Annotated in this window: 29 protein-coding genes; 12 read left to right on the top strand and 17 right to left on the bottom strand. The window is 47.4% G+C overall.

Going from position 1 to position 25,854, the window contains the following annotated elements; genetic code table 11:
* Nucleotides 1–102: 102 nt before the first annotated feature.
* The gene (locus Q1B11_RS17005) at nt 103–627 is read right to left on the bottom strand and encodes a hypothetical protein (RefSeq protein WP_299734599.1); all 525 of its coding nucleotides are present in this window, start codon (nt 625–627) and stop codon (nt 103–105) included.
* Nucleotides 628–629: 2 nt separating this feature from the next.
* A complete protein-coding gene (locus tag Q1B11_RS17000; protein ID WP_299734597.1) occupies nt 630–1,121 on the bottom strand; it encodes a transposase in 492 nt (163 codons plus the stop codon).
* 219 nt (nt 1,122–1,340) lie between these two features.
* Between Q1B11_RS17000 and Q1B11_RS16995 the strand changes: the two genes are divergently transcribed.
* Complete coding sequence (locus Q1B11_RS16995) at nt 1,341–2,198, top strand: hypothetical protein (protein ID WP_299734595.1); 858 nt, start codon at nt 1,341–1,343, stop codon at nt 2,196–2,198.
* Nucleotides 2,199–2,562: 364 nt separating this feature from the next.
* On the opposite strand, the gene cdd is transcribed toward Q1B11_RS16995, so the two are convergent.
* Nucleotides 2,563–3,471, bottom strand: coding sequence for a cytidine deaminase (gene cdd, locus Q1B11_RS16990; protein WP_299734594.1), 909 nt, complete (start codon nt 3,469–3,471; stop codon nt 2,563–2,565).
* 239 nt (nt 3,472–3,710) lie between these two features.
* On the opposite strand from cdd, the gene murI reads away from it, so the two are divergent.
* A complete protein-coding gene (murI, locus tag Q1B11_RS16985) occupies nt 3,711–4,523 on the top strand; it encodes a glutamate racemase (RefSeq protein ID WP_299734592.1) in 813 nt (270 codons plus the stop codon).
* A 48-nt stretch (nt 4,524–4,571) separates the two neighbouring features.
* Here murI and Q1B11_RS16980 read toward each other — a convergent pair whose 3' ends face one another.
* Complete coding sequence (locus tag Q1B11_RS16980; protein WP_299734590.1) at nt 4,572–5,696, bottom strand: TRAP transporter substrate-binding protein; 1,125 nt, start codon at nt 5,694–5,696, stop codon at nt 4,572–4,574.
* 126 nt (nt 5,697–5,822) lie between these two features.
* Nucleotides 5,823–7,988, bottom strand: coding sequence for a DNA helicase II (gene uvrD, locus Q1B11_RS16975; RefSeq protein WP_299734589.1), 2,166 nt, complete (start codon nt 7,986–7,988; stop codon nt 5,823–5,825).
* A gap of 222 nt (nt 7,989–8,210) precedes the next feature.
* On the opposite strand from uvrD, the gene Q1B11_RS16970 reads away from it, so the two are divergent.
* The 3 genes from Q1B11_RS16970 (at nt 8,211) to znuA (ending at nt 10,443) form a co-directional block, all read left to right on the top strand.
* Nucleotides 8,211–8,384 carry a hypothetical protein gene (locus tag Q1B11_RS16970; protein WP_157673439.1) on the top strand — a complete coding sequence of 58 codons (174 nt, stop codon included), beginning with the start codon at nt 8,211–8,213 and terminating at the stop codon, nt 8,382–8,384.
* Between the two features lie 125 nt (nt 8,385–8,509).
* Complete coding sequence (locus Q1B11_RS16965) at nt 8,510–9,427, top strand: hypothetical protein (protein WP_299734587.1); 918 nt, start codon at nt 8,510–8,512, stop codon at nt 9,425–9,427.
* A gap of 62 nt (nt 9,428–9,489) precedes the next feature.
* Nucleotides 9,490–10,443, top strand: coding sequence for a zinc ABC transporter substrate-binding protein ZnuA (gene znuA, locus Q1B11_RS16960; protein WP_299734585.1), 954 nt, complete (start codon nt 9,490–9,492; stop codon nt 10,441–10,443).
* Here the strand turns inward: znuA and Q1B11_RS16955 are convergent.
* A complete protein-coding gene (locus Q1B11_RS16955) occupies nt 10,432–10,731 on the bottom strand; it encodes a hypothetical protein (RefSeq protein WP_299734584.1) in 300 nt (99 codons plus the stop codon). The genes znuA and Q1B11_RS16955 overlap by 12 nt on opposite strands.
* Before the next feature lie 42 nt (nt 10,732–10,773).
* Nucleotides 10,774–11,628 (bottom strand): formyltetrahydrofolate deformylase, encoded by an 855-nt coding sequence (purU, locus tag Q1B11_RS16950; RefSeq protein WP_299734582.1) that lies wholly within the window; start codon nt 11,626–11,628, stop codon nt 10,774–10,776.
* Between the two features lie 134 nt (nt 11,629–11,762).
* Here purU and def point away from each other — a divergent pair, with 134 nt between their 5' ends.
* Nucleotides 11,763–12,371: a peptide deformylase gene (def, locus tag Q1B11_RS16945; protein ID WP_299734580.1), complete on the top strand. Its 609-nt coding sequence runs from the start codon at nt 11,763–11,765 to the stop codon at nt 12,369–12,371.
* Nucleotides 12,372–12,405: 34 nt separating this feature from the next.
* Here the strand turns inward: def and Q1B11_RS16940 are convergent, their stop codons facing one another.
* Genes Q1B11_RS16940 through Q1B11_RS16925 form a run of 4 tightly spaced genes read right to left on the bottom strand, consistent with a single transcriptional unit; the run spans nt 12,406 to nt 14,520 of the window.
* On the bottom strand, nt 12,406–12,747 hold the full coding sequence (locus Q1B11_RS16940) for a hypothetical protein (protein ID WP_299734578.1): 342 nt from the start codon (nt 12,745–12,747) through the stop codon (nt 12,406–12,408).
* A 38-nt stretch (nt 12,748–12,785) separates the two neighbouring features.
* The gene (locus Q1B11_RS16935; protein WP_299734576.1) at nt 12,786–13,346 is read right to left on the bottom strand and encodes a hypothetical protein; all 561 of its coding nucleotides are present in this window, start codon (nt 13,344–13,346) and stop codon (nt 12,786–12,788) included.
* Nucleotides 13,343–13,951 carry an NUDIX domain-containing protein gene (locus Q1B11_RS16930; RefSeq protein WP_299734574.1) on the bottom strand — a complete coding sequence of 203 codons (609 nt, stop codon included), beginning with the start codon at nt 13,949–13,951 and terminating at the stop codon, nt 13,343–13,345. The genes Q1B11_RS16935 and Q1B11_RS16930 overlap by 4 nt, the downstream gene beginning before the upstream one ends.
* On the bottom strand, nt 13,948–14,520 hold the full coding sequence (locus tag Q1B11_RS16925) for an adenylyltransferase/cytidyltransferase family protein (protein WP_299734572.1): 573 nt from the start codon (nt 14,518–14,520) through the stop codon (nt 13,948–13,950). Before Q1B11_RS16925 ends, Q1B11_RS16930 begins: the two co-directional genes overlap by 4 nt.
* Before the next feature lie 477 nt (nt 14,521–14,997).
* On the opposite strand from Q1B11_RS16925, the gene Q1B11_RS16920 reads away from it, so the two are divergent.
* Nucleotides 14,998–15,639: a hypothetical protein gene (locus Q1B11_RS16920; protein ID WP_299734570.1), complete on the top strand. Its 642-nt coding sequence runs from the start codon at nt 14,998–15,000 to the stop codon at nt 15,637–15,639.
* A gap of 432 nt (nt 15,640–16,071) precedes the next feature.
* On the opposite strand, the gene Q1B11_RS16915 is transcribed toward Q1B11_RS16920, so the two are convergent.
* The 3 genes from Q1B11_RS16915 to Q1B11_RS16905 all read right to left on the bottom strand — a co-directional run bounded on the left by Q1B11_RS16915 (nt 16,072) and on the right by Q1B11_RS16905 (nt 18,568).
* Nucleotides 16,072–16,947 carry an endonuclease/exonuclease/phosphatase family protein gene (locus Q1B11_RS16915; RefSeq protein WP_366139485.1) on the bottom strand — a complete coding sequence of 292 codons (876 nt, stop codon included), beginning with the start codon at nt 16,945–16,947 and terminating at the stop codon, nt 16,072–16,074.
* 84 nt (nt 16,948–17,031) lie between these two features.
* Nucleotides 17,032–17,823 carry a thiol:disulfide interchange protein DsbA/DsbL gene (locus Q1B11_RS16910; protein ID WP_299734568.1) on the bottom strand — a complete coding sequence of 264 codons (792 nt, stop codon included), beginning with the start codon at nt 17,821–17,823 and terminating at the stop codon, nt 17,032–17,034.
* A gap of 139 nt (nt 17,824–17,962) precedes the next feature.
* Entirely contained in the window at nt 17,963–18,568 is a 606-nt protein-coding gene (locus Q1B11_RS16905) for a c-type cytochrome (protein ID WP_299734566.1), read from the bottom strand.
* Nucleotides 18,569–18,824: 256 nt separating this feature from the next.
* On the opposite strand from Q1B11_RS16905, the gene yihA reads away from it, so the two are divergent.
* The gene (gene yihA, locus Q1B11_RS16900) at nt 18,825–19,502 is read left to right on the top strand and encodes a ribosome biogenesis GTP-binding protein YihA/YsxC (protein ID WP_299734564.1); all 678 of its coding nucleotides are present in this window, start codon (nt 18,825–18,827) and stop codon (nt 19,500–19,502) included.
* Between the two features lie 298 nt (nt 19,503–19,800).
* Here yihA and radC read toward each other — a convergent pair whose 3' ends face one another.
* A complete protein-coding gene (gene radC / locus Q1B11_RS16895) occupies nt 19,801–20,448 on the bottom strand; it encodes a DNA repair protein RadC (protein ID WP_366139484.1) in 648 nt (215 codons plus the stop codon).
* 136 nt (nt 20,449–20,584) lie between these two features.
* On the opposite strand from radC, the gene coaBC reads away from it, so the two are divergent.
* The 4 genes from coaBC to slmA all read left to right on the top strand — a co-directional run bounded on the left by coaBC (nt 20,585) and on the right by slmA (nt 23,879).
* Nucleotides 20,585–21,832 (top strand): bifunctional phosphopantothenoylcysteine decarboxylase/phosphopantothenate--cysteine ligase CoaBC, encoded by a 1,248-nt coding sequence (gene coaBC / locus Q1B11_RS16890; protein ID WP_299734563.1) that lies wholly within the window; start codon nt 20,585–20,587, stop codon nt 21,830–21,832.
* Nucleotides 21,833–21,836: 4 nt separating this feature from the next.
* Entirely contained in the window at nt 21,837–22,292 is a 456-nt protein-coding gene (dut, locus tag Q1B11_RS16885) for a dUTP diphosphatase (protein ID WP_067515913.1), read from the top strand.
* A gap of 84 nt (nt 22,293–22,376) precedes the next feature.
* Nucleotides 22,377–23,279: an acetylglutamate kinase gene (gene argB, locus Q1B11_RS16880; RefSeq protein WP_067515914.1), complete on the top strand. Its 903-nt coding sequence runs from the start codon at nt 22,377–22,379 to the stop codon at nt 23,277–23,279.
* A 9-nt stretch (nt 23,280–23,288) separates the two neighbouring features.
* The gene (gene slmA, locus Q1B11_RS16875) at nt 23,289–23,879 is read left to right on the top strand and encodes a nucleoid occlusion factor SlmA (protein ID WP_095210242.1); all 591 of its coding nucleotides are present in this window, start codon (nt 23,289–23,291) and stop codon (nt 23,877–23,879) included.
* 92 nt (nt 23,880–23,971) lie between these two features.
* On the opposite strand, the gene Q1B11_RS16870 is transcribed toward slmA, so the two are convergent.
* Nucleotides 23,972–24,910: a hypothetical protein gene (locus tag Q1B11_RS16870; protein ID WP_299734555.1), complete on the bottom strand. Its 939-nt coding sequence runs from the start codon at nt 24,908–24,910 to the stop codon at nt 23,972–23,974.
* Nucleotides 24,907–25,548: an orotate phosphoribosyltransferase gene (pyrE, locus tag Q1B11_RS16865; protein ID WP_299734553.1), complete on the bottom strand. Its 642-nt coding sequence runs from the start codon at nt 25,546–25,548 to the stop codon at nt 24,907–24,909. Before pyrE ends, Q1B11_RS16870 begins: the two co-directional genes overlap by 4 nt.
* Nucleotides 25,549–25,854: the final 306 nt, after the last annotated feature.

The following is a 25,854-nucleotide window of genomic DNA, read 5'->3' as shown; positions in this document are numbered from 1 at the left end:
TTTCATTGTTCTATCAAATAGTGCTTACGACAATTTTCTGATAATGGATTGTGTCGCATATTCATCGGGAGTGGCTGTCAAGTCACCGGCAACCATGACACTTTAAACGATGGCTACCACCCGATTCGATGCCTCCGACAAAAACAAACGTCTGCTCACTGACATTCCATGTACCCAGCGTTTACCCGTTTGCACGGCAGGGTTTTTAAGCGCTGGAAGCGTTCCCATCACACGTCGGAAGCGGTTATTCCAGCGAATGGTGTTCAACCACTCTTCAGGATCAATATTCAACCGAAGCAGGATGGGTGGAACCGTCTCCAGAATACGACCACGTTTGTCTTTTCGAAAGATACGACCGGACCAGTCCACCAACTTAAGATAACAACTCAGTGCATAAGGGATAGCCAGGTCGGGGTTTTGCCCCGGTGCTTTGAAAGGCTTGAGGAAAGATGGTTGTCGCCTTGTTGTGCCTGTGGAGCAATAGCTGCCGGCTCTTTCTTTGATAGACGTATACTCGGAAGTTTCGGGCGTTTTGGCCCGTACAGGGTTCAAATCAACATAAGCCATGCAGGTGAGTAGCGCTGCCTCATTAAGTACTGCCTGGCTTTTGTAGCGTCCTTCCCACAAATTTATCCGGAATAAATTTGAACAGCTTCAGCTGGCCCGAAGGGTAAAAACCAAGGATGGTTTTTATAAAAGCGTCCTTTGCAACCGTCTTCTATATTCGCTTCACGGGCAAGGTGCTCGTTCAGGCAACGCATAGACCAGCTAATGTCTTTTAAGCGACGTCGGTATTCTTCTGAAAACTCTTCGACTTTCAACAGATTCCCTTCGTCCAATGTTATCCCAGCCAGGTAACGCTGAACCAGCATAGGGCCAGAGAACAACTGCGTCCAACGGGACAACACCTCCTTCATGCTCCATGATTCAGCCTGTTCGCGATGGATATGAAGGATGACATGATAATGGTTGGACATGACTGTATAAGCGCAGATTTCGAGGGCAAAAATACCGGATAGTTTCTTAAGCCTATCTTCCACCCACCGACGACGGTGTTCATAGTTTTTGCCAGAGAATTTATCACGACCGCAAAGAAATGCACGACGTACACAGCGAGCCATGCAGTGGTAGTACGGCGTGCTCGCTGGGTCTATAAGGTTTCTCCGGGCAGTCTCATGACTTCTGTACCTGATCAAAGAGTAGGCGAGCTGACCGTTTGGTCAAATTTTTTGGGTGTCCCTTATCTTCCCTCCTGTATCAAGATTTTTAATTAATGTACGATATTTTTATGGAAAATATGAAGCATTGGCACAACAGTAAATAAGCAAGGACGGCATATCATGGTAAAAATCAGTTCTTCTCCTGACTCTATTAAAAAGCTAAGAGATAGCTTTATCAACAAGGATAAGAAGACATTAAAGTCGGTTTTTAAAGGAAGAAAAGCGGGCGCAATTAATAATTTGGAAAAGTTCCTTAAAAGTAATCATGGGAATGAGCTTAAGGTCAAGGACGCTTTGATATTAAAATCGGTTTTTGATAGAGATGTTAAAAATAATCAGGGCATAGATAAGAAGTCAGCCAGTTTGATCGATTCAAGAATAGATGAATATTTGCTTGAAGCTGATTTTTCTTTGTCTAGTTTACCTAGCAAGGAATTCGCCATTGATATGCGAATGGATGAAAAAAACGGTATGAATTATCAAGATGTAGTCGAGGGGCAAATAAAGAGAGACTACCCTCGTGGTGGGGTTTCGATTGTTGATAACAAAATATTCAAAGATGATTCGGATAGAGCAAATAAAGTCGAACGTGCGCTGGTTGACAAGGTAAAAGAATACTCACCAAGTTTAGAGTCCGGAAAAATCAAAAAATATGTTCAGCGCGCTATGATAATGGGTACCCAGCATGTGATAAATGATGCTTTTATGGAGTATTTCAAAAGTACAAATATTCAAACAGATACTGAATTAAGTGGGTTAACGAAGTTCTCTGTTCAGGAGCAAGGAGTTAAGATCGAAAGACAGTCGGTTTACGAAAAAGAGAAGTTAGGTAATAAAACTACAGCCAATGAAACCATTTTTTATGCCTATATAGACCTTCCTTTTGAAAAGTACCTACAGAACGAAAAGGAGTTTTCAGAGCCACAGGAAATGAAGGTTAATGTAAAAGTATATACAAATACGCAGGATATCCATTAACTCTTGCATCGTAATCAAAGTATTTGGGAAACTGGAAATAAGTAGGTTATAGATTGAAAACGGATATTTTCATCTCCGTAGGCCTGAACTAACGAGGAGCCTTCTTCAAAAGCAAACCTTACGCTACTTGAGTCCGTTTTTTCAAAAAGGGTACCAGTAATGCCAAGGTTTCCCGAAGATGATGGTGGGCTTATTCGCACAGTCTTTAACTTTTCTAACTGTTGTTTAACAGTCAGTAGAATCGAGCAGCACAATTGAGTTTTTCTGGTTGGACAGGTAGTGGTTTTCTATCCAACCAGAAGAGAAAGGCTCCATGTGTACTTCTGCTTGTATATGAGCGTTGAGACACTCAATTCCTAACTATCTAGATGGTGAAAACACGTAACTCCGTTCTCAGATTTCTAGCCATCGCTTCCGTCATCGATTGATGAGAGATCGAATCACCCATTTCCACCAAAACCGCATCCACCACTTTGCTTTTTGGGTTAGTAAGTTGTTCCAAGCGCAGATTTACCAAAGCACTTTCGATCGCAATCATTCCCGGGTTAAAAGCCGCATTTTCAGCATATCTGCCAGTGATGATGGCTCCGGAATCCAGACGAAGCGCCACACCGGATGCACAACCTGAATAGGGAGCATAACTGTTTTGTGCTGCCAGGGTTGCTGCATTGACCAGTTCATCAGAAGCATCAGGGCTTTGCAGTTGGTTGGTAGAAAGATCCAGTAAACGGGTTTCCTGCTTCAGGTCTGCCGGGCCAAAGGCGTTTGGTAGCAGGTTGGCCATTTTATAATGATGCTTTTGCTCACTGCCTAACTGGCTGATCACAATATCCATATTGTCGATATCATTCAGCTCATTCATAAACTGGCGACAGTGGCCGCAAGGTGCTTCGTTCACCATCAGGCGGCGCAAGCGGGTTTCTCCCTGATGCCAGGCATTGCAAATGGCAGATTGTTCAGCGTGGATGGTGTTTTTTAATGGGTGTCCTGCAATTTCCAGATTGGCGCCAAGGTATAGCGGCCCTTGGGCATTTTCGCGATAGCCTTCAACAATCGCGCCCACAGAGAAGTGTGAAATTGGGCAGGTGCTCATGGCGGCGGCCAGAGGAAGTAGTGCTTTCATCAGATCGTCGATCTCAAGGCTCATAAGCGCTTTGAGCTGATCAACCTGTTCCGGGTCAAGGCGTCCGGATTGTGACATTATCTGACGCAGTAGTTCCGTCGTATTGGCTGGAAAGGTTGCCAGTTGATCCAGAAACATCTGATGGTTCATGGCATAACTCCAATCTCGTACATGGAAGGATTATTTACTACGGGCGTGTTAGAAAAGCCAACAATCATTTTTCAATGAACCTTCGATCTGGCTGATGTATGGTCATCTCAGGGAAACCTCTTTCCGTTTTGGTGGTCAAAGCAAAAAAGCAGTGCTCAGGTTGATGCACTCCATTGTAGAATCTCACCCTTTCACTTTGTTCATTTTGGAGCCAGTGAACCGTTCTTATGGCAGCTCTTATGGCAACAGCAAAACCCATCGTCATTTTTGATTCAGGTGTTGGCGGCCTCAGCATCCATCAGGAGATAAAAAAGTGCTTGCCCGGCCTTCCCGTGGTGTATTGCGCTGATTTTCAGGGCTTTCCTTATGGCCCAAAGCCAGAAATTGACGTCATTGAAAGAACCAGTGTTTGTTTGAACCGTTTAGCTGAAGAGTATGATCCTGCTTTGGCGGTTATCGCTTGTAATACAGCGAGTACGATTTCACTGCCCAGAGTTCGTGAAGAGCTGGATTTCCCTGTGGTTGGTGTGGTTCCAGCGATTAAAACGGCCAGTGAGCGGTCAAAAAATCGGTGCATTGGGTTACTGGCAACGCCGGGCACGATTGTTCGAAGTTATACGGATCAGTTAATCAATGAGTTTGCTGGCGATTGTCAGGTGATTCGGGTGGGTTCCAGTGAATTGGTCATCATGGCAGAACAGTATCTCCGCGGTGAAACGGTGGATGAGCAGACACTTAAAGAGATCTTGTCGCCTTTTTTAACCAATGAAAAGGCACCGGATGCGATTGTTTTAGGCTGTACGCATTTCCCTATTCTTAGTGAGCAGCTCAGAAAGAGTGCACCCGACGTGGAATGGGTTGATTCCGGTGCAGCTATTGCGCGGCGCGTCTCCAGTCTGCTGAGTGTTCCGGATAGTTCGGCAACGGTAGCTGACCAGTTTGTTTATACCGGTGAGAGCCATTACGTGAAGGCATTGTTGCCCAGTTTACATCAGATGGGTTTTGAGGAAATTGCTTCGCTTCAGACGTTCGCAAAGCAATTGGCCACGTAACCGTGGCCAATTGAAAGGACTATTAATTAAGAGCTCTAATCAAGAGCTCTAATCAAGAGCACGCGCCTCGTAGAACGCCACTTCAGAAATTTCGTGATAAGCCTTGGATTGCTCACGAAAGTTGTTGAAGGACTCGTAAACCCGACTGGCAACCTCACTGCTACTGGCGACTTCTTCAGTGATTTCATCAGCCACTACTTTCAGACCAGCCAGTACTTCATTAGGCAAGCGCTTAACTTTCACGCCGTGCTCGTTAACCAGCTGTTGAAGCGCAGCGTTGTTGCGGGCGGTGTATTCGTCAATCATGTCCTGATTAGCCGCACGGCCTGCACTGGTAACAATTGCTTGAAGATCCGCAGGTAACTTGTTCCAGGCATCCAGATTGATGGTGAATTCCATCATGCTGCCTGGCTCGTGCCAGCCCGGGTAGTAGTAATATTCTGCCGCCTTGTAGAAGCCGAAGGCCAGATCATTGTATGGGCCAACCCACTCAGTGGCATCAATGGCACCAGTTTGCAGCGCGGTGAACAGTTCACCACCGGGGATGTTTACTGGCACGCCACCAAGACGCTTCAGCACTTCACCACCCATGCCCGGGATACGCATTTTCAGGCCTTGCAGGTCTTCCAGAGAGTTAATCTCTTTGTTGAACCACCCTGCCATTTGAACACCGCTGTTACCACCGGCCATTGGTTTGATGTTGAAGGGTTTGTAGACTTCTTCCCAAAGTTCCTGACCGCCGCCGTAGTGAATCCAGCTACTGATTTCCTGAGCATTCAGGCCGAAAGGAACGGCAGTAAAGAATTGAGTGGCAGGATCTTTGCCTTTCCAGTAATAGGCACCACTGTGGCCCATTTGTGCAGTTCCGCTGGAAACCGCATCAAACACTTCCAGAGGTGGAACCAGTTCACCACCGCCGTATACTTTTACGGTGAGGCGACCATTGCTCATGGCGTTTACGGATTCAGCAAAGCGCTCAGGTGCTGTACCCAGCCCCGGGAAGTTTTTTGGCCAGGAGGTGACCAGCTTCCATTCGAAGGTTTCCTGAACTTCTGGTGCTGGAGCAGCTTCTGTTGCAGCGGCTTGCTGATTAGGCTCCCCTTGCCCACAACCGACGAGGGCTGCAGTAGCTGCAGCAATCCCCAGAGAGGTGATTAAATTACGACGTTTCATACGGGTACCTTGTTCTTTTGTTATTGTTTTTTTAAGAAGAGTGAATTGGAACACGACACAAGCATGGTAAGTGGATAGACATTGGCATACAAGCCTTCAGAATGTGAAGGCTTGCAGATTCTCTGCTTAAATTGGCGAGAGGTTAGCGTAAGCCATCATCAGCCATTTGGAGCCTTCGGAATCAAAATTCACTTGTACGCGAGCCTGACCGCCCTGCCCTTCGTAGTTCATCACAATGCCTTCGCCAAACACATCGTGGTGAACACGCTGGCCGAGTGATAAACCATGATCCGGTGAAGCGGGCGCCATTCTTGTGCTCACCGGGCGTGAAATCGTCCCTCCAAGGCGCACTTCCTGTAACAGCTCACCAGGAATTTCCCGAATAAACCGGGAAGGCCGATTCATGGTTTCGCTGCCGTATAGGCGACGACTTTCCGCATAGGTCAGATACAACGTTTCCATGGCTCGGGTAATGCCTACATAACAAAGACGACGCTCTTCTTCTAAGTTGCCTTCATCCAACGACATCTTATGAGGGAATAAACCTTCTTCCATGCCCGCTAAAAAGACCATCTTAAACTCAAGACCTTTGGCGGAATGCAAGGTCATCATTTGCACACTGTCCTGGAATTGATCCGCTTGGTTTGCACCGGCTTCCAGCGCAGCATGAGCCAAGAATGCATCCAGCGGTGTCATGGCTTCGGTATCTTCATCCAGATCCAGGTCATCAATATCAAACTGACGACAGGCGTTTACCAGTTCTTCAAGGTTTTCTACTCGAGCCTGACCTTTTTCGCCTTTCTCTTTGCCGTGAAAATCGATCAGACCACTCATGGAAAGAACGTGATCAGCCAGCTCACTAAGGTCAAGAGATTCTCCGGCGTGGCTCATGGATTCAATTAAATCCACAAAAGCCGCCATGGATTTACCGGCTTTGCCACCAACAGCTGACGATGCCACCAGATTTTTCAGCGCCTGCCATAACGTAATGCTTTGGCTGCGCGCCACTTCCCTTAATTTTTCGACAGTCTTTTCACCAATACCCCGGGTTGGAATATTGATCACCCGTTCGAGAGAAGTATCGTCATGGGGAGAACTGCTCAGGCGGAGATAAGCCAGCGCGTTTTTGATTTCTGCGCGCTCGAAGAATCGCTGTCCGCCATAGATGCGATAAGGAATTGCGGCTCGCAACATTGCTTCTTCCAATACGCGGGATTGAGCATTGGAGCGGTAAAGCACGGCCATATCACTGCGGGCTGCACCTTGGGAAACTGCATCTTTAATGCGGTCGGTAATAAAACGGGCTTCATCCATTTCGTTGAAGCCGGCGTAAAGGTGGAGCGGCTCACCTTCGTGACCGTCAGTTCTTAACTCTTTGCCGAGACGATCCGGGTTGTTGGCGATGACAGCATTGGCAGCCTGCAGAATATTCCCGGTTGATCGGTAATTCTGCTCAAGTTTAATGGTTTGAGCATTGGGGAAATCTTGAGAAAACTGACGTATATTTTCAATTCTGGCACCACGCCAGCCGTAAATAGACTGATCGTCGTCGCCCACCACCATCAGTTTATCCTGACTACCAGCTAACAGTCGGAGCCAAGCGTATTGTACGGCGTTGGTATCCTGAAACTCATCCACCAGCATGTAGCGGAAACGTTCCTGATAATGCTGAAGAATATCAGGTCGTTTCAGCAGTAATTCGTGAGCACGGAGTAATAACTCGCCAAAATCCACGACGCCGGCAGTTTCACAATATTCGTGATAACGGCGATAGACATCCACCATCGTGCGTTCAAATGGATCGTAGCCCGGGTCAATGTAATCCGGGCGCAGGCCTTCGTCTTTTTTACCGTTGATATACCACTGCGCCTGACGAGGCGGCCATTTCTGATCATCCAACTGCATCGCTTTCATGATGCGTTTGACGACGCGCAGCTGGTCATCGCTGTCGAGAATCTGGAAGTTTTCTGGTAATCCGGTTTCTTTCCAATGAGCACGTAACAGACGATGAGAAAGCCCATGGAATGTGCCCACCCACATACCTCGTGGCGCAATGCCCAATAACTCTTCAATACGGGATCGCATTTCGGCAGCCGCCTTGTTGGTAAAGGTCACCGCCATGATGGAATAAGGCGACATACCTTCTGCCTGAACCAGCCAGGCAATCCGGTGAACCAGAACACGGGTTTTACCACTGCCAGCACCGGCCAGAACCAGCATTGAACTGACCGGTGCGGCTACGGTATTACGTTGTGCATCGTTCAGTGAATCGAGTATTGAGGTTACGTCCATAAGGTACTTTTCAATAAGAAGTTTGTGCCCCTTTTATACGGGGGAAGAGTTGTCATAAGAGTTTAACGAAACTGGGGAGGAAGGTCTTTAAAGATTCGGTTTTGTAGGATATCTCTCACACGGCTGTAGGAGATGAGGGATTGTCGTAACGCCATGAATTTAATATGTTTGTAACCGTAACCTGACATCATGCAATAAGAAATAAAAAAAGAGGATGCAGTTATGGGTAAAGGGAAGAAGCCAGAAAAAGAGTTCATTCTCGATGACCATCTTGTTCGACCGGAGCTGGAGAACAAAGGTTCCAAACGTACCCTGCAGATTCGAAGAGCGCTGGAGGAGCGCGAGGAAGACAAACGTCTCAGTGCCATTTTCGGCCATGATTACTGGGAGGAATGATTCATACCGTCAGGATATCCCATTCACTCACGTGATTCTAAAAAGCCAGATTTTTTATCTGGCTTTTTAATGTCTGGGCAAAAATTCGTCGATACACAGATGATGAAATCTGAAATGGCTTATCGATGAATCTCAACACTCAAACCTTTGGCATATTTGACTGCCGGCACCCTGACCCGAGAATCCGGCAGTGTTTTGGTGCTATGCTTCAGGGAGTACAAAAGGTCTCCCGCTCCTGGCTGTATGCGACGGATGGCAGATATCACACCTGTGATGTCGCAATTATTTTCGGAGCCATGGCGCAGACCCATCCAGATACCCGACTACGGCAGCACATATCCGAAATCCATAAAGAAGAGCTGGGAAAACCTCTGATTGTCATGGAAGTTGGGTTCATCAAAAGAGGTGATTACTACTCAGTCGGTTTTAATAAACACATTGGCTGGGGCGATTATCAGAATCGCAATATGCTAAGTGACCGCTGGTCTCAATTGCAGGAAAAAGGCGTGAGTATGAAACCATGGCGTAAGCGGGGAGATCATATTCTGGTCTGTGCACAGATACCGAATGACACGTCTGTTCAACACTCGCCCGTTAAAGACCATGCCCGCTGGTGCCATGAAACCGTTGCCAAGATCCGGCAGCACTCCGATCGGCCCATTGTTTTTCGCTACCACCCTTACTCCATACCCGCCATGGCTGATGGCCAGCTGCCTTTTCCCTTACCGGCAGGTTGTAAGCTTTCAGACAATAAAGACATTCAGGATGATTTTAAAGATTGCTGGGCAGCGGTCACGTTTAACTCTACCAGTGGTGTAGACGCAGTGCTGGCAGGTATTCCGGTTTTCGCTGCAGACAGCGGCTCAATGGTTCACCCGATAGCGGATCAAGATATCTCTCGTATAGAAACTCCTGAAATGCCAAGTAGGAAACAGTGGGTTCACGATATTGCCTATGCTCAGTGGACTCTGGAAGAGATCAAAGATGGGCGGCCCTTATTGCATTTGATGAGAGGATTTGAAAGATACTCAACAAATAAATAAGTCACTGGTTAGAATAAAGTGTTATATTATAACGCTTAATTTTATTGTTGGTGATGTCATCTATGCAGTTCTCTCCCATAAAACGAACATTACAGGCTGTGTTGCTGCTGGTTGTCAGCGCTGCTGCGGGAGCTGAACCCCCTGAAATTCTCACTAGTATCAAACCCTTACAGCTGATTGCTCAAGAGCTGACAGAAGGGGTGACTGAGGTTGATGTGTTATTAAAGCCGGGCAGCTCGCCACACAGTCACAGCCTGAAACCATCCGATGCCCGCAAGCTAAAGAGTGCCGATATTATCTTTTGGGTTGGTCCTTCCATGGAGGCGTTTCTGCCCAAGATTCTGGGCGGGCTAAAAGATACAAAGTCTGTGGCGATGATGGAAGCGCACGGGATTAATCTGCGCAGCATGGAGGAGAATGACAATCATATTCATGACGATCATGACCATGCTCACGATCACGATGAGTACGATCCACACATTTGGCTGAGCACGGAAAATGCCCGAGTGATGGCCAAGGCCATGGTGAAGACATTGGTTTCCGTAGACCCCGCTAATAAAAAGCAATATGAAAAAAATCTGGAAGTATTTAGTCAGCGGTTGAATCAGGCTGATGAAGCCAATCTGGTGAAAGTGAAAACAGCGGGAACAAGGCCATTCTTTGTCTTCCATAATGCTTATGGTTATTTAGAAGAGCAGTATGGTTTGCAGGTGGCGGGTTTTTTCACCACAAATCCTGATTACCAGCCTGGGGCGAACCACTTGGTGCAGTTACAGGAAAAGCTTCAGAAAGCCGGCTCCGCCTGCATATTTAGAGAGCCGCAGTTTCAGCCCGCTTATATCGACAGATTGAGTGAAGGTTTGGATATTGAAGTGGGCGTGCTGGATCCACTGGCAGAAGATATTGAGCCAGGCTCTGACAGTTACGCTCGGTTCATTAACTTAATGGTGGATACGATTACAGACTGCCTGAAAGAACCGCTTCCAAAATCTGTTCTGGAAAATTCAGCTGGCTAAATTAATACCCATTAAGCTGCCCAGCAAAAAGAAGATCACCACAGCTGCTGGAAGCAATGCGCCCAGCAGCGTAATCCACATTCGCAGATTGGCTTTTTCCAGGCGTTGATTCCAGCGCATGGCCGTATAGTGTTTATCCGGATCCAATTCGCTGGATAATCCACACTCCGTACAACTGACCTGCCACATACGCTCCTCGCTAACCATTAAGTCTGCAAACATGGGCTTGCCTCGGCAACATGGGCAGTTTTCCAGTTTGATGACTCTTCCCTGAGACACTTTTTTCATAGTTTATTAACAGGCTTTCACAGGTTATCCACAGATTATTGTTTATTCGAGAATGATGGTTTTACTGCCATCAACGATGACTCGATCTTCGGTGTGATAGCGCAAACCCCGGGCCAACACGTTCTTTTCCACATCTTTTCCGAGGCGAACCATGTCTTCTGGCAGATGATGATGCGCGACCCTGATTACATCCTGCTCAATAATTGGCCCGGCATCAAGTACCTCGGTAACATAGTGGCAGGTTGCCCCAACCAGTTTTACACCACGCTCATAAGCTTGGTGGTAAGGTTTTGCGCCCACAAAGGATGGCAGAAAGCTGTGATGAATATTGATGACCCGGTTAGCAAACTGCTGGCATACCTCAGGGGGAAGAATTTGCATATACCGCGCAAGAACAACGGTGTCGACTTTGTATTCTTCCAACAGTTCGGTGGTTTTTTGAAAGGCAGCTGCCTTATTATTTTTATCCACAGGCACATGGTGATAGGGAATGCCATGCCATTCAACATAGCTGCGTAAGTCTTCATGGTTGGAAATAACACAAGGGATTTCCATGTTCAGATCGCCACTGCGCCAGCGATACAACAAGTCGGAAAGGCAGTGCGCTTCTTTACTGGCCAGTAGGGCAACCCGCTGCGGGATGCCGGAATCGGTAATGCGCCAGTCCAGCTGTAATTTATCCGCTACTGGTGCAAACTGAGTTTGAAATTCTTCCAAAGAGAACGGCAGGCTTTCAGCACGAATCTCATTGCGCATATAAAAGCGACCCGTCACTGGGTCAGAATGGTGATTGGCTTCGACAATCCAGCCGTCATGCCTGGCAATAAAGTCGCTGACAGTTGCTACAATACCCTTGGCATCAGGGCATGAAATCAATAAACGATAGGTTCTGGTCATGGTACTAACTTACGTAAGTTAATGCGTCATTATAAGTAGTTGCTGCGATCTGTTCATGTACATTATAAGTATTTGTTCGTTAATGGATTTTTGTGAACCTGACAAATACTCGAAAACATCAGGAGTGTTCTGCAATGCGGCTGTCTGAAAGCCCGGACATTGTCATCATGGGTGACCCCTTTTTGTTTCAACAACATAAGCAAGTCTGTGTTGATGATATTCCAACGGATGATTTTCAACATAACCTGAAGATTCTTAGAAAGCGTCAGCTGGAAGCCAATGGTATTGGTATTGCTGCGCCGCAGATTGGCTGGGGAGCCAGAGTGCTGTGCCTTGGTATTTCAGAAGAGACTCGGTCTCGCTATCCCTCAGCGGTGGATATCCCGCTGTCTTTCTGGATTAACCCAACCATCCTTGAGACCAGTAAAGATACTTGCTGGACATGGGAGGGTTGCCTTTCTGTACCCGGAATGCGCGGTTGGGTTGAGCGACCTTCAGCGGTAAAAATAAGAGGCTTTAATGAGCAGGGAGGAGTGATTGAAGCTGATCTTTCGGGTTTTCCAGCCCGGGTAATGCTTCATGAGTTGGACCATTTGAATGGCCTGCTATTTACTGACCAGGTCGACAGTCCAAAGCTGCTGTTGTCCAATGACGCCTTTCGGCATCAGGATATCTGGCCAGAAGGCTGGCCCACTGAAAATGCCCGAAAGGCGTCGCCAGGTGGGCTTTCAACAGAACGATAAGACACCACAATATACGATGCTCAGGAAATCATGCTCAGAAAATCGTATCGCCGTTTTCCAGAAGCTGGGTTGCATCGGACTGACTGCGAAGACTTTCCCGGTAGCGGCGACGATTCAGTAGCTTTCTCTGTACGGCATCCGGGAATTCGGTGAACTGAATAACCTCTTTATCAATCAACAGGTCAATCACGTCTTCCAGCACCCGTATGAATTCAATATCAGAGGTTTCCATCAATTGGTTGCCAGCGCCCGGGTTACGCTTTAAAAACTGCTTAAGCCCTTCGTCTTCCGTGTCGATGGGCTGCCATTGTTCTGAGAGGGGTTTTTCCGAGATGGCAGAGATTTCATTGTTCTCATTCCTAAGTACGTAGATCATACCGTTGCTCTTTCCTTGAGAGTTGGAGGCCCCGGGTTCTATTTCTGCTTCTCAACAGGAATGCCCTTGACCAGGTCTACCAATAGCTTTCGGCTGACATCATAGTAATCTTCACCCTTACGACCTTTTCCAAACCCATTCATATCCCAGACTGTGATACCGGTGACCACATCCACCACTCTCAAATTCATCATGATGGAGAAATGACCTTCCGGATCTGTTTCCCACTCCAGAATTTCACCATTGATAGAGAAGCTGATGCTGTTTTCACGGTTCCATTGGGAAGCAGTCGTGTAATCCAGAGGCGCCAAAGTATCTGACCCTGGTGGTGTATAGATTTCCGGGTTCTTGATGCCATGAGAAGGAAGCTGCACAACCAGCATGCGCTCCAGTTGGATATTAGCGTCTTCAGGTACGTTTGTATGAGAAACAAAGGGCAGCACTGACCACTGTGTTGTGCCCGGGAGCCCATCTTTATATAGCCCGGAAAGTGCATTTGAGCTGGTTTGACAGCCCGTAATAAAGACCGACAAAAAGGCAATCAAACATAGGGATGTCAGCGGTTGTAGAAACTGCGTTGAAATAAATCTTCTAGTCATGGGAGCACAAGCTGCTTATGGTTAATTTTAAGCCATTGCAACGCAATCATTGCGGGCGCATTGGCGATAAGACCGTTTTCCAACATATCATAAGCTTTTGCAAAAGGAAGAACATGGACTTTGATGTCTTCCCCTTCTTCCGGCACACCAAAAACACCTCCGGCATTGCTGGAATCAATAAAGCCGCAGAATAATTTCAGCTTTTCATTACTGGCGCCCGGGCTGAGGTAAAAGTCAGAAACCGGGGTTAGAGAGGCAATGTCATAGCCCGTTTCTTCTTTGACTTCTCTGATCGCCACTTCTTCGAGAGATTCACCCGGTTCACTGATGCCAGCAACCACTTCCAGTAGCCAGGGATCTTCATCACTCAAGAGAGGTCCCATGCGGAACTGCTCGACCAGAACAACTGTATCGTTGGCGGGATCAAACAGTAAAACGCCAACGGAGGGAGGGCGTACAACGGCTTCTCGCAGAAGTGGTTTACTGTGCCCCCCGTTGAATAGCCTGTGGGTAAGAGTGTACTTAAACAGTTGCAAAAAGCCGGCGTAGATGCCTTCTTTTCTTGAAATCTGCACGTCATCAATCCCAAGCCCTGATAGCTTCATGGGTTACCTGATTGATATAAATGATGGTCAATAATGAAAGACTTGACCGAAGGCGTCAGCATACTCATTGCGTGTTGGTCTGTCTGACTCCCGGTGTTGCTCTTTAATAGCTTTCGTACCTGGCTGCTGCGAACATTCAAGCGCTCAGAGGCTGTAAAAATACGCCATTGTTCTTCTATTTCACGGTGCTTGAAGAAGCGGCTCCAGGTTTGCGTATCAGCATTATCAGGCCCCCTGATAAATGAGATATTGGCCGTCCCCTGATAATGCGTTTCTAACGTTGATAAGAGGTCATAGGTGTACACTGGCTTGTCAGGATGAGCTGCCAGCATGTCTGCTTCAATGGCACTGACGGTGAGCGAGCAGTCAACAGAAATATCGGCAATAAATGCATTCAGCATGGCGAGCCGAGTGTCAAAAGGTAAGGGTTTTTTGTCGAAGGCATGACTGGCGCTTGGCACCAGAAGAATATGGTCATGAAATTGGGCCGCCTGCGCGATAACATCCCCGTGCCCAAGTGTGGGCGGGTCAAAAGCAGAACCAAACACCCCCAGCTTCAGGCGACGCATGGAAATTCCTCCAAACAAAAAATGATCATTCACTACCTTGCTCTATGGCTATCCGTAGCTGAACTAATAGCCTGATTAAACGTATTTGTGCGCATTATATCGTGTTTTTAATCATTAATGGCTTCCTGATGAAGTGATGGTTTCTGTTGGGGGTGTATGTTTGCTTTTGTGGTTATGAGTGGGCGCTATAAGCTGTGTGTCATTTACCTACTACTCATTACAGAAAATTCAAGTAATATGCACCACCCAATTTGACCAAGCATGGTCGTTGAACCCTTTCTGAGGCTCGGTACTACCTCTTTACTTCCCCCTTTGGTACCGAGTCTTTTTTATTTCTTTTTGATCATTCTGTGAGTAAAAAACCATCGTTTGTAGCTTGTGCTTTTGCTTGTTCGGGGTAATTCTCAGGTAGCTTAGGTGAGCCGAATAAGTTGAATAGTGTACTGGTTTGAATAAAAGTTGATATGAGGAGGCCTTATGCTGCCTGAGTTGTTAAATGCCATAGAAAGCTTTTCTCATGCTTGGAATACGCATAATAAAGATTGTCTCTTAAAAAGGCTTTATCTTTCAGGAAAGGCATTTGTTAAAGGCTGGAGGAATCAGTATTTTGTCAAAATAATTGATGCAAAGAAATATTTAGAAGATTTAGGTAAACGTGACACCTATTCTTACCAAAAGATAAAAAAATTGTACGATCGAAAAATACATTTTTTAAAGTCAGAGAATAAAATAAATAGAAAAAATAGTAAGATCGAGTGCCAAGTATTACAAAAAAATAATGATTCCAAAGATAAAGATGTTTTTGAGACAAACAGATGCAGAAAAGGAGGGAGTGAAATTTCCCCTAGTGCATTATCAAATATACTGTCATTGGCCAAAGTTAAAGTATTAGATGGTTTAAAACAGCATTTTAGTGAATATTATTTTCAATTAAATCATCGTGATGAAGGGTTGCCATACGTAGAAAAAATGGTTGCTAAAGGGATAAATGCCGTAGGTTATGAATTGACCGGGAGAGGAGTTCATTATTTAAATTACTACATTGCAGAAGCTGTTTTAAACACCAATGACTGTTTTTTAATGTACAAATCAACAGGAACCAGTACTGGTTCTGAATAATATGGTGAATGGGTTCCATTTCCCGGTTGGAGTGCTCTTAGTGATGGCATTCCATGGCTTATTAAAAATGGAGATCCACATCACATCAAGATTGAGAAATACGGTGTTCCAGTATTTCAACAAGTGGCCTCTTATTTAAAAAAATATGATCACATTCTTTTTCCAGAGCTGAAAAGTGATATTTATTTTAGGCGTTTATATATGTCCAAGAAAAAAGACATTAAGTCTAGAGCCAGTTAGCTCGCTAGCTTATGAGGGAATAATACCAATTCTGTTTTTAAATTATGGGCTGCGCAGCCATTTTGAGCGACTGGATCTGCGTTGAAGTTCCTCGCCATAGCTACGGCTATGACTCGTCGCTTCGCCTTGCCCAGTCGCCCAAAATAACTTACTCACTCCACAATTTAAAAACGACATTGGTATAAGAGTCATCTAAGACGAGCATAGAACGCTCTCAGGCAACTGAATTTCTACCGACACCGGCAAATGGTCTGAAATCGGTAGATTAACCACGCCGAAACGATTCACACGCAGCGATGGGCTTATCAAAATGTGATCCAGCGATCGTTTTGGTTGCCAGCTGGGGAATGTGTTTTGTCCCCAGTGAGCGGCTTGAAGCCTCGAGTTTTGCAGTGGTGAGTCATGGAGTAATTGATCTGCGTGAGTATTCATATCCCCCATCAGCACAATATGTTCATTGTTTTGCACCACTTCCTGAATATACGACAGCTGAATGTTTCTTGCCCGGCGGCTTAGAGCCAAGTGCATCATGACAACCGTCAGTGGGCTATCGGGATTACCAAAGCGGGTGACAATGGCTCCTCTACCGGGAATCAATCCGGGTAGTTTGTGATCTTCCAGTGACAAAGGTTGATAACGGCTTAACAGTCCATTGCTGTGTTGAGCAAACTTGCCAAGGTTGCGGTTCAATTGGTGATACCAGAAAGGAAACAGTCCTTTAAGGGCAAGGTACTCTGTTTGATTCACAAAACCACTTCGAAGGCTTCCTCCATCGACTTCCTGCAGGGAAACCAAATCATATTTGGGCAATATCCCGGCAATACGATCCAGCGTAGCAATCCTGTTTGGATGGGGAAGAATGTGTTGCCAGCTGCGGGTCAGATAATGGCGGAAGTGTTCCGTGTTAATACCGACCTGAATATTAAAACTGAGAAGGTTTAAGGTGTTCTTGGTGAGCGGTTGAACGGTTTGACTGTGGTTATAGTGGGCGCTTTCAGTGCGAAACTGATAACGCTTGCGATTTAAGCGCCTTCGCATCGCGCCTGTCAGCGTCCGAATCGGCATCATTCACTCCCATCTTAAAGAAACCGGAACGTTTATGGGCGTTCCGGCTTTTTCTTAAGTAGTTGTTGGGGTGCAGGGCTTGCCGTATCAGGAGCTCTTGCGATCCTGCTTAACTTTCCGAATCAGAAAATCGGCAATCACCGGCATGTTGCTTAGAGAACCGGCTAAACCGGGTTCAACCACGTAACGCCCATCAATGATAATCGCTGGGACACCACTGAGGTTGTAGCCTTTCAGCTTAGAAAATGCCTGTTGCAGCTGATTGTTAACGCCGAAGGACTTGTACGCTTCGGTAAATGCACTCTCCTCGATACCGTATTCCCGGTTCAGGAACTCGGCCATGGCATCATCATCACCTAACAGGTTACGGCTGTTCTGGATCTCATTGAAAATACCAGCGTGCACTTTGTCTTCAATCCCCATACTGCGAACAGTATAGTAAAGACGTGCATGGGTTTGCCAAAGGTTGGGGGAAAAGAACCCCGGAGTGCGGATGAACTTCGCGTCACCGGGCAGGGTTGGTTTCCATCGATCCAGCTGAGGCTCAAGGGCATAGCAGTGTGGGCAGCCATACCAGAATACGGAAACTACTTCGACTTGCTCTGTCGTTGCATCCGTTTGCACAGGCACGGGCAGTTCTCGATAATCTTTTCCGGCAGAGAATAAGAGAGGTGAATAGGGTTGAGTTGTTGCTTGTGACGTACTTGGCTGCTTTTCTTCAGAATGGTCATGTGACGCATGTTGATTTGGTGCTTCAACAGATTGAGTCACAGCAACGGTGGGTTTGCTGCTATTGTCGTTTAGTAAGAATGTGGCGGCAGCGATTGAAACTACCAGAAAGGCGACGATTGCCGCAATTCCCTTCGTTTTCTTGGTCATCCTGTAGTCCTGCTTTATTTGTAATTTTGCAGAAACAATACAAAAGCGGACTTTGAAAGGGAATAGATTGAGGCGTTATTTACAGAAAAGGGAGGTTTACAGAAGTGGTGACTCAACCACTTCTGTAAAGACGCAAACCTTAACGTAGGCCGCTAATGTAGTTGGAAACCGCTTCGATTTCTTTGTTACTCATCTTCTCAGCGATGGTTCTCATGATTTTAGTCTCGCCATCGTTGGTGCGATCGCCTTCGCGAAGATCACGCAACTGCTTGGCGGTGTAATCGGGTTTCTGCCCAGCCAGCATTGGGTAACCGGCCAGATAGTTGCCTTGCCCTGTTGGCGAGTGACAAGCGGAACAGGCTGGAATGCCTTTTTTCGCATCACCACCACGGTACAGCGCTTCACCCAAAGAAGTGTACTTTGGATCAGAAACACCCTTAGGCGCTGGTTGGCTGGCATAAAATGCGGCGAGATCTTCGATATCTTGTTCTGTCAGCCCGCCAACAAACGGTACCATTTCAGGAACCGAGCGAGCACCTTCTTTAATTTCAGTAATTTGTTTGACCAGGTAGCGTTCTCCCTGACCCGCCAGATTTGGCCAGTTCGGTGCAGGACTGACGCCCGCAGCACCATGGCAAGCGGAACAAGTGACTGATTTTGCTTTACCTGCAGCTGCATCTCCTTTGGCAAAGGCGATGCCTGTTACCCCCAAAGAAACGACCAGAGAGAGAATAATTTTTTTCATTACCCGACCCAGTTACGGCATTTGCCTGAAATGGCTGTTATTATTCATCAGACCTGACGCGGCTTTTTATTAAAGCAAGCTTAACAATGAAACGAATCTTCGCAGAACCCTCGACTGCAATTGGCTGTTTCTGCGTCAGGTGACATGACAGCATGTGCCTTGAACGACGATAGTATAAACTACTCAACCGGCAACCGGTACAGCCAGAACCAATTGCAGCCTTATTTTTGGCTACTTTCCGGAACCTATGAAGCCCATGAGCGACACGAATCCTCCTATAGAATCAATAAACTATCGCAAGGCCACCTTTTTTAAGAGTGCGGCCAAGCTTAGTCAATGCCCGGAAAATGAAGGTCGGGAAGTGGCCTTTGCGGGCCGCTCCAATGCCGGTAAATCCAGCGCACTGAACGCACTGACAGGCTCCAACAAACTGGCTCGAACCAGTAAAACGCCGGGGCGAACGCAACTTCTCAATTTCTTTGAGGTTCAGGAAGGCGTCTTTCTGGTGGACTTACCCGGCTACGGCTTCGCCAAAGTGCCAGAGGCCATGAAGAAAGAGTGGCAGCATCACATGACCGATTACCTGGAGCGCCGTGAAGCGCTGGTGGGCTTGGTTTTGTTGATGGACATTCGTCACCCAATGAAAGAGTTTGACCAGATGATGCTCAACTGGAGTGTCAGCGCCAACCTGCCGCTGCACATTTTGCTCACTAAGTCCGACAAACTGAAATCCGGTGCTGCGAAGCAGGAGCTAAACAAGCTGCGCAACGATCTGTCACGTTTTCCACAGGTAAGCATTCAGCTCTTCTCTTCTTTGAAGAAAACTGGTGTGGATCAGTTATCCATGAAACTGGATGAATGGTTTTTAGCGCCAGAAGAAGATGTGTTTGGTGATATGGAAGGCGAAGAGCCTTTTGTTGATACAGAAGAGTGATCTTCAAAGTCTGACTTCTGTTTATTAGGGTCTGTTGACGTTTCGTTGCGTGCTCAGCGGATCAGGGCGCTCCTATAACTAGGCGCAGCATCGCAGGAATGCTTATTGCCTTTCAAGATGCTGGAACGACGGGATAGGGGCGCCCTGATCCGCCCTTTGGGTGACTCAGAAAAACGCCACCCGCTTTGTCAGGCTTGCTTGGCGTAGAATGACTACGCACGGCGCAAACCTTTCTCGCGCTTGGCGTTTTTCTGAGTCACTGAGTCTCGCAACGAAACGTCAACAGACCCTACAGAAGTCAGATTAATCCATGCTCTGCCATCGAGAGAATTTCGCCCTGCCCCACGATCATGTGATCCAGAACGTCAATATCCACAAGTTGAAGTGCCTCTTTTAACGTTTGTGTAATTTGGATATCAGCCTGACTCGGTTCAGGGTCACCGGAAGGATGGTTGTGGCACAAAATCAGAGATGAGGCGTTCAGTGACAGTGCTTTCTTCACCACTTCCCGTGGATGCACGGTTGCTGAGTTCAACGTCCCTTGAAACAGGGTTTCCAGCGCAATGATTCGATGCCGGGTATCCAGAAACAGGCACGCCATCACTTCACGCTCCAACCCTTGAAAATGGAGTTGTAAATACTCTCGAGTTGAATTCGGGCTGGTAATAACGTCAGACTTTGCCAGTTTCTGGTTCAGCACTCGACGACACATCTCTAATATGGCGCTGAGTTGGGTGGCTTTGGCAGGCCCAAGCCCTTTAATAGCAACCAGCTCTTGGTGCTCCGTGGTCAGCAACCCGTTCAGTCCTTTGAATTGGCTAAGCAACTGTGCAGACAGGTCTAAAACGTTCAAACCCTGACAGCCTGTTCGCAGAAGTATGGCCAGCAGCTCTGTCTCTGTGAGTGCAGAAGCGCCAAGACTCATCATTTTCTCTCGGGGTAGCAAAGCATTTCTCCAACCATTAGGAGTTATATCCGTTTGGCGTTCACTGTTATGATGGTGGTTTAACGATTTCAACGTGAGCCAATAACCATTCAGACAAAGAAACGCTCACTTAATTCCCCAAGGAAATTGGCAACTTATGCAGCAGCTAAGCAACAAACGCATTGTTCTGGGTGTTACCGGGGGCATTGCCGCTTACAAAAGTGCTGAACTGGTCAGGCATCTGGGTAAGCTGGGTGCGGATGTTCGGGTGGTGATGACCAAGGCCGCCTGTGAGTTTATTACTCCATTAACCATGCAAGCGCTCTCTCACAATCCGGTGCATCTCGATCTGCTGGACACCAAAGCCGAAGCCGGCATGGGGCATATTGAACTGGCTCGTTGGGCGGATGTTATTCTGGTGGCGCCGGCCACGGCTGATTTTATGGCTCGTCTGGCTGGAGGCCATGCGGATGATTTGCTAACCACACTATGCCTGGCAACCAGCGCACCGATTTGTTTGGCGCCGGCCATGAATCAAGGCATGTGGCGAGATAGCGTGACGCAGGAGAATCGCGACGAACTGCTGGAGCGCGGTATAAAATTGTTTGGCCCTGATGATGGTTTTCAGGCGTGCGGTGATATTGGCCCTGGTCGAATGCTCGACCCTGAAGTCATTGTTGAGAAAACCTCGGAGCTCTTCACTCATGATATTCTTTCCGGTCTGCGCGTAATGGTCACGGCTGGTGGCACTCGGGAAGATATTGACCCGGTTCGCTACATCTCCAATCACAGCTCTGGAAAGATGGGCTTTGCCATTGCCGAAGCGGCCATTGAAGCCGGTGCGACGGTGACACTGGTCAGTGGTCCGGTGCATCTTGATACGCCTGAACGGGTTAAACGCATTGATGTCGTCAGTGCCCGGGATATGCATCAGGTGGTTCACGACCATCTGAACGAAGTGGATATTTTCATCGGTTGCGCGGCGGTGAGCGATTATCGTCCGGCCGAGGTTGCTAAAGAGAAAATCAAAAAAGACGCAGAGAACAGTGGAGAAATGCTGGAACTCCGCTTGGTGCGTAACCCTGATATTATTGCTTCTGTGACCGGTACAGAGAAACCGCCTTTTGTGGTGGGCTTTGCCGCTGAAACGCACAATGTGCTGGGTTACGCTGCAGACAAAATGCGGCGCAAGAAGTTGAATCTGGTCGTGGCAAACGATGTAAGCGACAGCGAAATCGGCTTTGGCAGCCAAAGCAATGAAGTGACCGTGATCGGTGAAGAGCTGGAAGAACCGCTACCAAGGGCGTCCAAGAAAGTGGTTTCCCGAAAATTGCTGCAAATCGTCGCCCGGCGCTTCCGGAAATGGAAAGCGCAGAATGAAACCAATGAATCCATAGGGAGCTGACTCCATGAGAACAGTAAAAACCCGCATTCTTGATCCGCGCCTGGGCACTGAATTTCCGTTGCCAGCACACGCGACGGAAGGTTCTGCAGGGATTGATCTCCGCGCTTGCGTGGATGAGCCATTAACCCTTGAGCCGGGTCAAACCCAACTGCTACCAACGGGCATGGCGATTCATATTGAAGACCCTGCTCTAGCGGCCATGATTCTTCCTCGCTCCGGCCTTGGTCATAAGCATGGTATTGTGCTCGGTAATCTGGTGGGTTTGATTGACTCTGATTATCAGGGGCAGTTAATGGTTTCCTGTTGGAATCGTGGCAATACTACATTCACCATCCAGCCCGGTGAACGTATTGCTCAGCTGATTCTGGTGCCTGTGGTTCAGGCAACGCTGGAAATTGTTGAGAGCTTTGAAGAGAGTGATCGTGGTGCTGGTGGGTTTGGGCACTCTGGCACGCACTGAGCATATTGTTGAAGCGGGCTGTTCATTCAGCCTGTTAGATCAGCCAAGACAGAAAAATAGTAAGAAACTCCCTCAGGAGGAGTCATGGATACACCTTCATTGTCGTCTCAGGAAATCGCTACGGTTTTGACAGAAGCGTTGCCATATCTGCAGCGTTATGCTGGAAAAACCGTTGTCGTGAAATACGGCGGCAACGCCATGGAAAGTGATGAACTGAAAAACAGTTTTGCCCAGGGCGTTGTGCTATTGAAGGCGGTTGGCATCAACCCAGTGGTTGTCCACGGTGGCGGCCCGCAGATTGGTGAGATGCTGAAGCGACTGAATATTGAAAGCCGGTTTGTTCAGGGCATGAGGGTGACCGACACCAATACGATGGATGTCGTGCAAATGGTGCTGGGTGGCTTGGTCAATAAAGAAATCGTTACTTTGATCAATAACAACGGTGGTCGTGCAATAGGTATTACAGGTAAAGATGGTCGTTTTATTCGCGCGAAGCGATTAGTGGTCACAGAAAAAACACCAGAAATGACCGCGCGGGAGATTATTGATATCGGTCATGTGGGCGAAGTGGCATCCATCGACACCGATATTATCGATATGCTGCAGAATTCGGATTTTATTCCCGTGGTTGCCCCTATCGGCGTCGACGACAAAGGCGCATCATACAATATCAATGCTGATTTAGTGGCAGGCCGTCTGGCAGAAGAGCTGATGGCCGAAAAGCTACTGTTGTTAACCAACACAGCGGGCCTGCTGGATAAGGATGGCGAACTGTTAACTGGGTTAAGTTCACAGCAAGTAGAAGCATTAATTAGTGACGGCACTATTTATGGCGGTATGCTTCCCAAGATACAATGCGCACTTAATGCCGTTAAGGGTGGTGTGAAAACTGCTCATATCATAGACGGTCGGGTGCCCCATGCCGTTCTCCTGGAACTATTGACGGACCGTGGCGTGGGCACCTTGATAACCGGAGATAGTGTTTAGTACTTCATAATGGATATGTCTCAGAAAATTTCTCGCAAACAGCAGATTCTCGAAGCCCTGGCGCACATGCTGGAAACGGCTCCGGGCACCCGGATTACCACATCGGCACTGGCTAAAGAGGTGGGGGTCTCTGAAGCTGCGCTTTACCGGCATTTTCCCAGCAAGGCGAAAATGTTTGAAGGGTTGATCGAGTTTATCGAAGAAGCCCTGTTTTCCAGAATTACCCTGATTCTTGCGGAAGAACAGAGTGTTTCCGTCAAGTGTGAGAAGATGCTGCGGCTGCTTCTGGGCTTTTGTGAGAAAAATGCTGGCCTTACCCGGATTCTCACTGGCGATGCTCTGGCGGGAGAAACCGATCGCTTGCGTCAGCGAGTGATTCAGTTGTTTGATCGCCTGGAAACGCAGCTTAAGCAGACGTTGCGTGAAGCAGAAATGAAAGAAGGCGTCCGAACACGTATGACAGTCAGTGTAACAGCCAACCTGATGCTGGCTGCTGCAGAAGGCCGAATCGTTCAGTATGTACGTAGTGAATTTAAACGACTGCCGACCGAGAACTGGGCTGATCAGTGGGTAATGATTTCTGAAGCATCATTTCGATGAAAAGCGCAGGGCTTTTTACACAAAAGCCCTGACGTGTTTTTAAGAAGGTGTTCATGATCGTTTGCAGCTCGCAGAAAGATTGTGAACAGCTTCTAAGACCGGTTCAAGCTGACTTCTTTCCCGTCCATCAGTATCTGTAACTCGGACTCAGTGGCATTAATAATCTGAATGCGTCGTTCCTCAGCGACCCGCCTGCTAGTTTGCCCACCCAGTGAATCCTTATTCTCTTTCTTATCAATCATCAGGATGATTTGATTATTGGTCAGCTGCCAGGTACCAAAGTTTTTTTCGGTGGCATAGCTACCCAACTCTTGGTAGAAAGAATCAAAAGAACCGCTTGGATCGAGATTCCAGTCAATAGCCACATCCTCGCGAATTCGCCACTGCCCTTCAACCTGATCACGGCTTACAGCAGGAATGGATTCGAGGCTGATGTTGCGATTCAACTTTTTGAAGCGGGCAGCAGAGGCGGTGTACTGCTCTTTAAGAAGGGCTTGTTCCTCCTTCAGGCCTTTTGCTCTTTTTTCATAATCCAGATTCTGGGCGTTTAGATTATCGAGCTCTTCCTGTAAATAGTCAGGTGCTTTGTCTCCGGCTTTTTCTATCTGCCGTTGTTTAACCTGAATATTATTTCCGGTGATCACTTGAAGGTTGCCAAGCTCTTTCAGTTTCAGGTCAAGCTCACCGAGTTTCCTGTTCATAACGGCCAGAATCTCATCCGCAGAACCGTACAAAACCAGTAGCTCTTTATCCATCTCGTCTTGGCGAGCTTGTTTTTCCCGCTGCTTTTCGAGGTGATCCAGCTGGACCTTCTGTGCGGAGGTCATGCTTGGGGGGACTATTTCAGCAATCCGCCCGTTTTTGTCGAGAACTGTGTACCCTTGATTTACCAAGTCACTGGGCATGACGGAAGAGATTACCGTCACGCCTTCATGATTTCTGTATTTGTAAAGGTTTTGAGCCACTGCTGGAAAAGCAGTGACCATAGAAAATGAAGCTAAGAAGATAAGCGAAGGAAGTTTAGTGCTCATACACCGTAACGGTCTCGGTATGCTTTAATGTCCGGCGCATGGCGACGGATTTCTGGATGATTCTCACTATACTCCAGCAAGTCGGTGAGAGATACAACACTCAAAACCGGAATTTGGAAATCACGTTCAACTTCTTGAATCGCTGACAAATCACCCTGCCCCTTTTCTTGACGATCCATGGCCACAATAACAGCGGCAGGTTTCGCGTCGGTATTGTTGATAATGTCCATGACTTCGCGGATAGCGGTACCTGCGGTGATGACATCGTCCACAATAGCAACACGTCCCGCCAGTGGAGCCCCAACAATATTACCGCCCTCACCATGATCTTTGGCTTCTTTGCGGTTAAAGCACCAAGGGGTGTTGATGCCATGGTGCTCATAAAGCGCTACAGCGGTCGCTGTTGCCAGTGGAATGCCTTTGTAAGCAGGGCCAAACAGAAGATCAAACGCTAAGCCAGCATTAACAATGGCCTCAGCATAGAAGCGGCCAAGCTTACTGATGGCCTCTCCAGAGTTAAACAGGCCGGCATTGAAGAAATACGGAGACTGACGGCCAGACTTCAGGGTGAACTCACCAAAGCGAAGAACTTCCTGTTGAATGGCGAAATCCAGAAATTCTTTTTGGTACTGTTGCATCGGTTTATCCTGTCCTGATGTTTATTTTCGAGTAAAGAACTTCATTTTATACCAATAAATCGGCTTTGCTTAGTGCAATATTGCGGTAATTGCCAAGTCTGAGGCCGTGAGTCCGTTGATCTGGCACGATGTGAGTCGCATTTATGCGGATAAACATAGTGGCGATAAGTCGTTATTATTCGCGCGATAGAATTCTAAAAAATTCTGTGCTTAACCGTACAAGAAGATTCCTGTTCTTGCCTTATAATAGGTGCAGGCTCTTACTTACTTTGTCGTACAGTTGAGCAGAGTTAATTCCGGTTAAGT

It is taken from the genome of uncultured Endozoicomonas sp., from assembly GCF_947495845.1.
Lineage (GTDB): Bacteria > Pseudomonadota > Gammaproteobacteria > Pseudomonadales > Endozoicomonadaceae > Endozoicomonas.
This window is presented reverse-complemented; position numbering and strand designations above follow the sequence as displayed.

What these genes read in the sequence shown, in the direction of transcription:
- pyrE (WP_299734553.1), bottom strand. Translation starts at nt 25,548, where the DNA reads ATGCAACAGTACCAAAAAGAATTTCTGGATTTCGCCATTCAACAGGAA.
- dut (WP_067515913.1), top strand. Translation starts at nt 21,837, where the DNA reads ATGAGAACAGTAAAAACCCGCATTCTTGATCCGCGCCTGGGCACTGAA.
- Q1B11_RS16980 (WP_299734590.1), bottom strand. Translation starts at nt 5,696, where the DNA reads ATGAAACGTCGTAATTTAATCACCTCTCTGGGGATTGCTGCAGCTACT.
- Q1B11_RS16935 (WP_299734576.1), bottom strand. Translation starts at nt 13,346, where the DNA reads ATGACTAGAAGATTTATTTCAACGCAGTTTCTACAACCGCTGACATCC.
- yihA (WP_299734564.1), top strand. Translation starts at nt 18,825, where the DNA reads ATGAGCGACACGAATCCTCCTATAGAATCAATAAACTATCGCAAGGCC.
- znuA (WP_299734585.1), top strand. Translation starts at nt 9,490, where the DNA reads ATGCAGTTCTCTCCCATAAAACGAACATTACAGGCTGTGTTGCTGCTG.
- coaBC (WP_299734563.1), top strand. Translation starts at nt 20,585, where the DNA reads ATGCAGCAGCTAAGCAACAAACGCATTGTTCTGGGTGTTACCGGGGGC.
- purU (WP_299734582.1), bottom strand. Translation starts at nt 11,628, where the DNA reads ATGACCAGAACCTATCGTTTATTGATTTCATGCCCTGATGCCAAGGGT.
- Q1B11_RS16965 (WP_299734587.1), top strand. Translation starts at nt 8,510, where the DNA reads ATGAATCTCAACACTCAAACCTTTGGCATATTTGACTGCCGGCACCCT.
- Q1B11_RS16905 (WP_299734566.1), bottom strand. Translation starts at nt 18,568, where the DNA reads ATGAAAAAAATTATTCTCTCTCTGGTCGTTTCTTTGGGGGTAACAGGC.
- Q1B11_RS16955 (WP_299734584.1), bottom strand. Translation starts at nt 10,731, where the DNA reads ATGAAAAAAGTGTCTCAGGGAAGAGTCATCAAACTGGAAAACTGCCCA.
- Q1B11_RS16915 (WP_366139485.1), bottom strand. Translation starts at nt 16,947, where the DNA reads ATGATGCCGATTCGGACGCTGACAGGCGCGATGCGAAGGCGCTTAAAT.
- Q1B11_RS16870 (WP_299734555.1), bottom strand. Translation starts at nt 24,910, where the DNA reads ATGAGCACTAAACTTCCTTCGCTTATCTTCTTAGCTTCATTTTCTATG.
- Q1B11_RS16995 (WP_299734595.1), top strand. Translation starts at nt 1,341, where the DNA reads ATGGTAAAAATCAGTTCTTCTCCTGACTCTATTAAAAAGCTAAGAGAT.
- Q1B11_RS16930 (WP_299734574.1), bottom strand. Translation starts at nt 13,951, where the DNA reads ATGAAGCTATCAGGGCTTGGGATTGATGACGTGCAGATTTCAAGAAAA.
- Q1B11_RS17000 (WP_299734597.1), bottom strand. Translation starts at nt 1,121, where the DNA reads ATGGCTCGCTGTGTACGTCGTGCATTTCTTTGCGGTCGTGATAAATTC.
- def (WP_299734580.1), top strand. Translation starts at nt 11,763, where the DNA reads ATGCGGCTGTCTGAAAGCCCGGACATTGTCATCATGGGTGACCCCTTT.
- Q1B11_RS16925 (WP_299734572.1), bottom strand. Translation starts at nt 14,520, where the DNA reads ATGCGTCGCCTGAAGCTGGGGGTGTTTGGTTCTGCTTTTGACCCGCCC.
- Q1B11_RS16940 (WP_299734578.1), bottom strand. Translation starts at nt 12,747, where the DNA reads ATGATCTACGTACTTAGGAATGAGAACAATGAAATCTCTGCCATCTCG.
- argB (WP_067515914.1), top strand. Translation starts at nt 22,377, where the DNA reads ATGGATACACCTTCATTGTCGTCTCAGGAAATCGCTACGGTTTTGACA.
- slmA (WP_095210242.1), top strand. Translation starts at nt 23,289, where the DNA reads ATGGATATGTCTCAGAAAATTTCTCGCAAACAGCAGATTCTCGAAGCC.
- Q1B11_RS16920 (WP_299734570.1), top strand. Translation starts at nt 14,998, where the DNA reads ATGCTGCCTGAGTTGTTAAATGCCATAGAAAGCTTTTCTCATGCTTGG.
- murI (WP_299734592.1), top strand. Translation starts at nt 3,711, where the DNA reads ATGGCAACAGCAAAACCCATCGTCATTTTTGATTCAGGTGTTGGCGGC.
- Q1B11_RS16970 (WP_157673439.1), top strand. Translation starts at nt 8,211, where the DNA reads ATGGGTAAAGGGAAGAAGCCAGAAAAAGAGTTCATTCTCGATGACCAT.
- cdd (WP_299734594.1), bottom strand. Translation starts at nt 3,471, where the DNA reads ATGAACCATCAGATGTTTCTGGATCAACTGGCAACCTTTCCAGCCAAT.
- Q1B11_RS16910 (WP_299734568.1), bottom strand. Translation starts at nt 17,823, where the DNA reads ATGACCAAGAAAACGAAGGGAATTGCGGCAATCGTCGCCTTTCTGGTA.
- uvrD (WP_299734589.1), bottom strand. Translation starts at nt 7,988, where the DNA reads ATGGACGTAACCTCAATACTCGATTCACTGAACGATGCACAACGTAAT.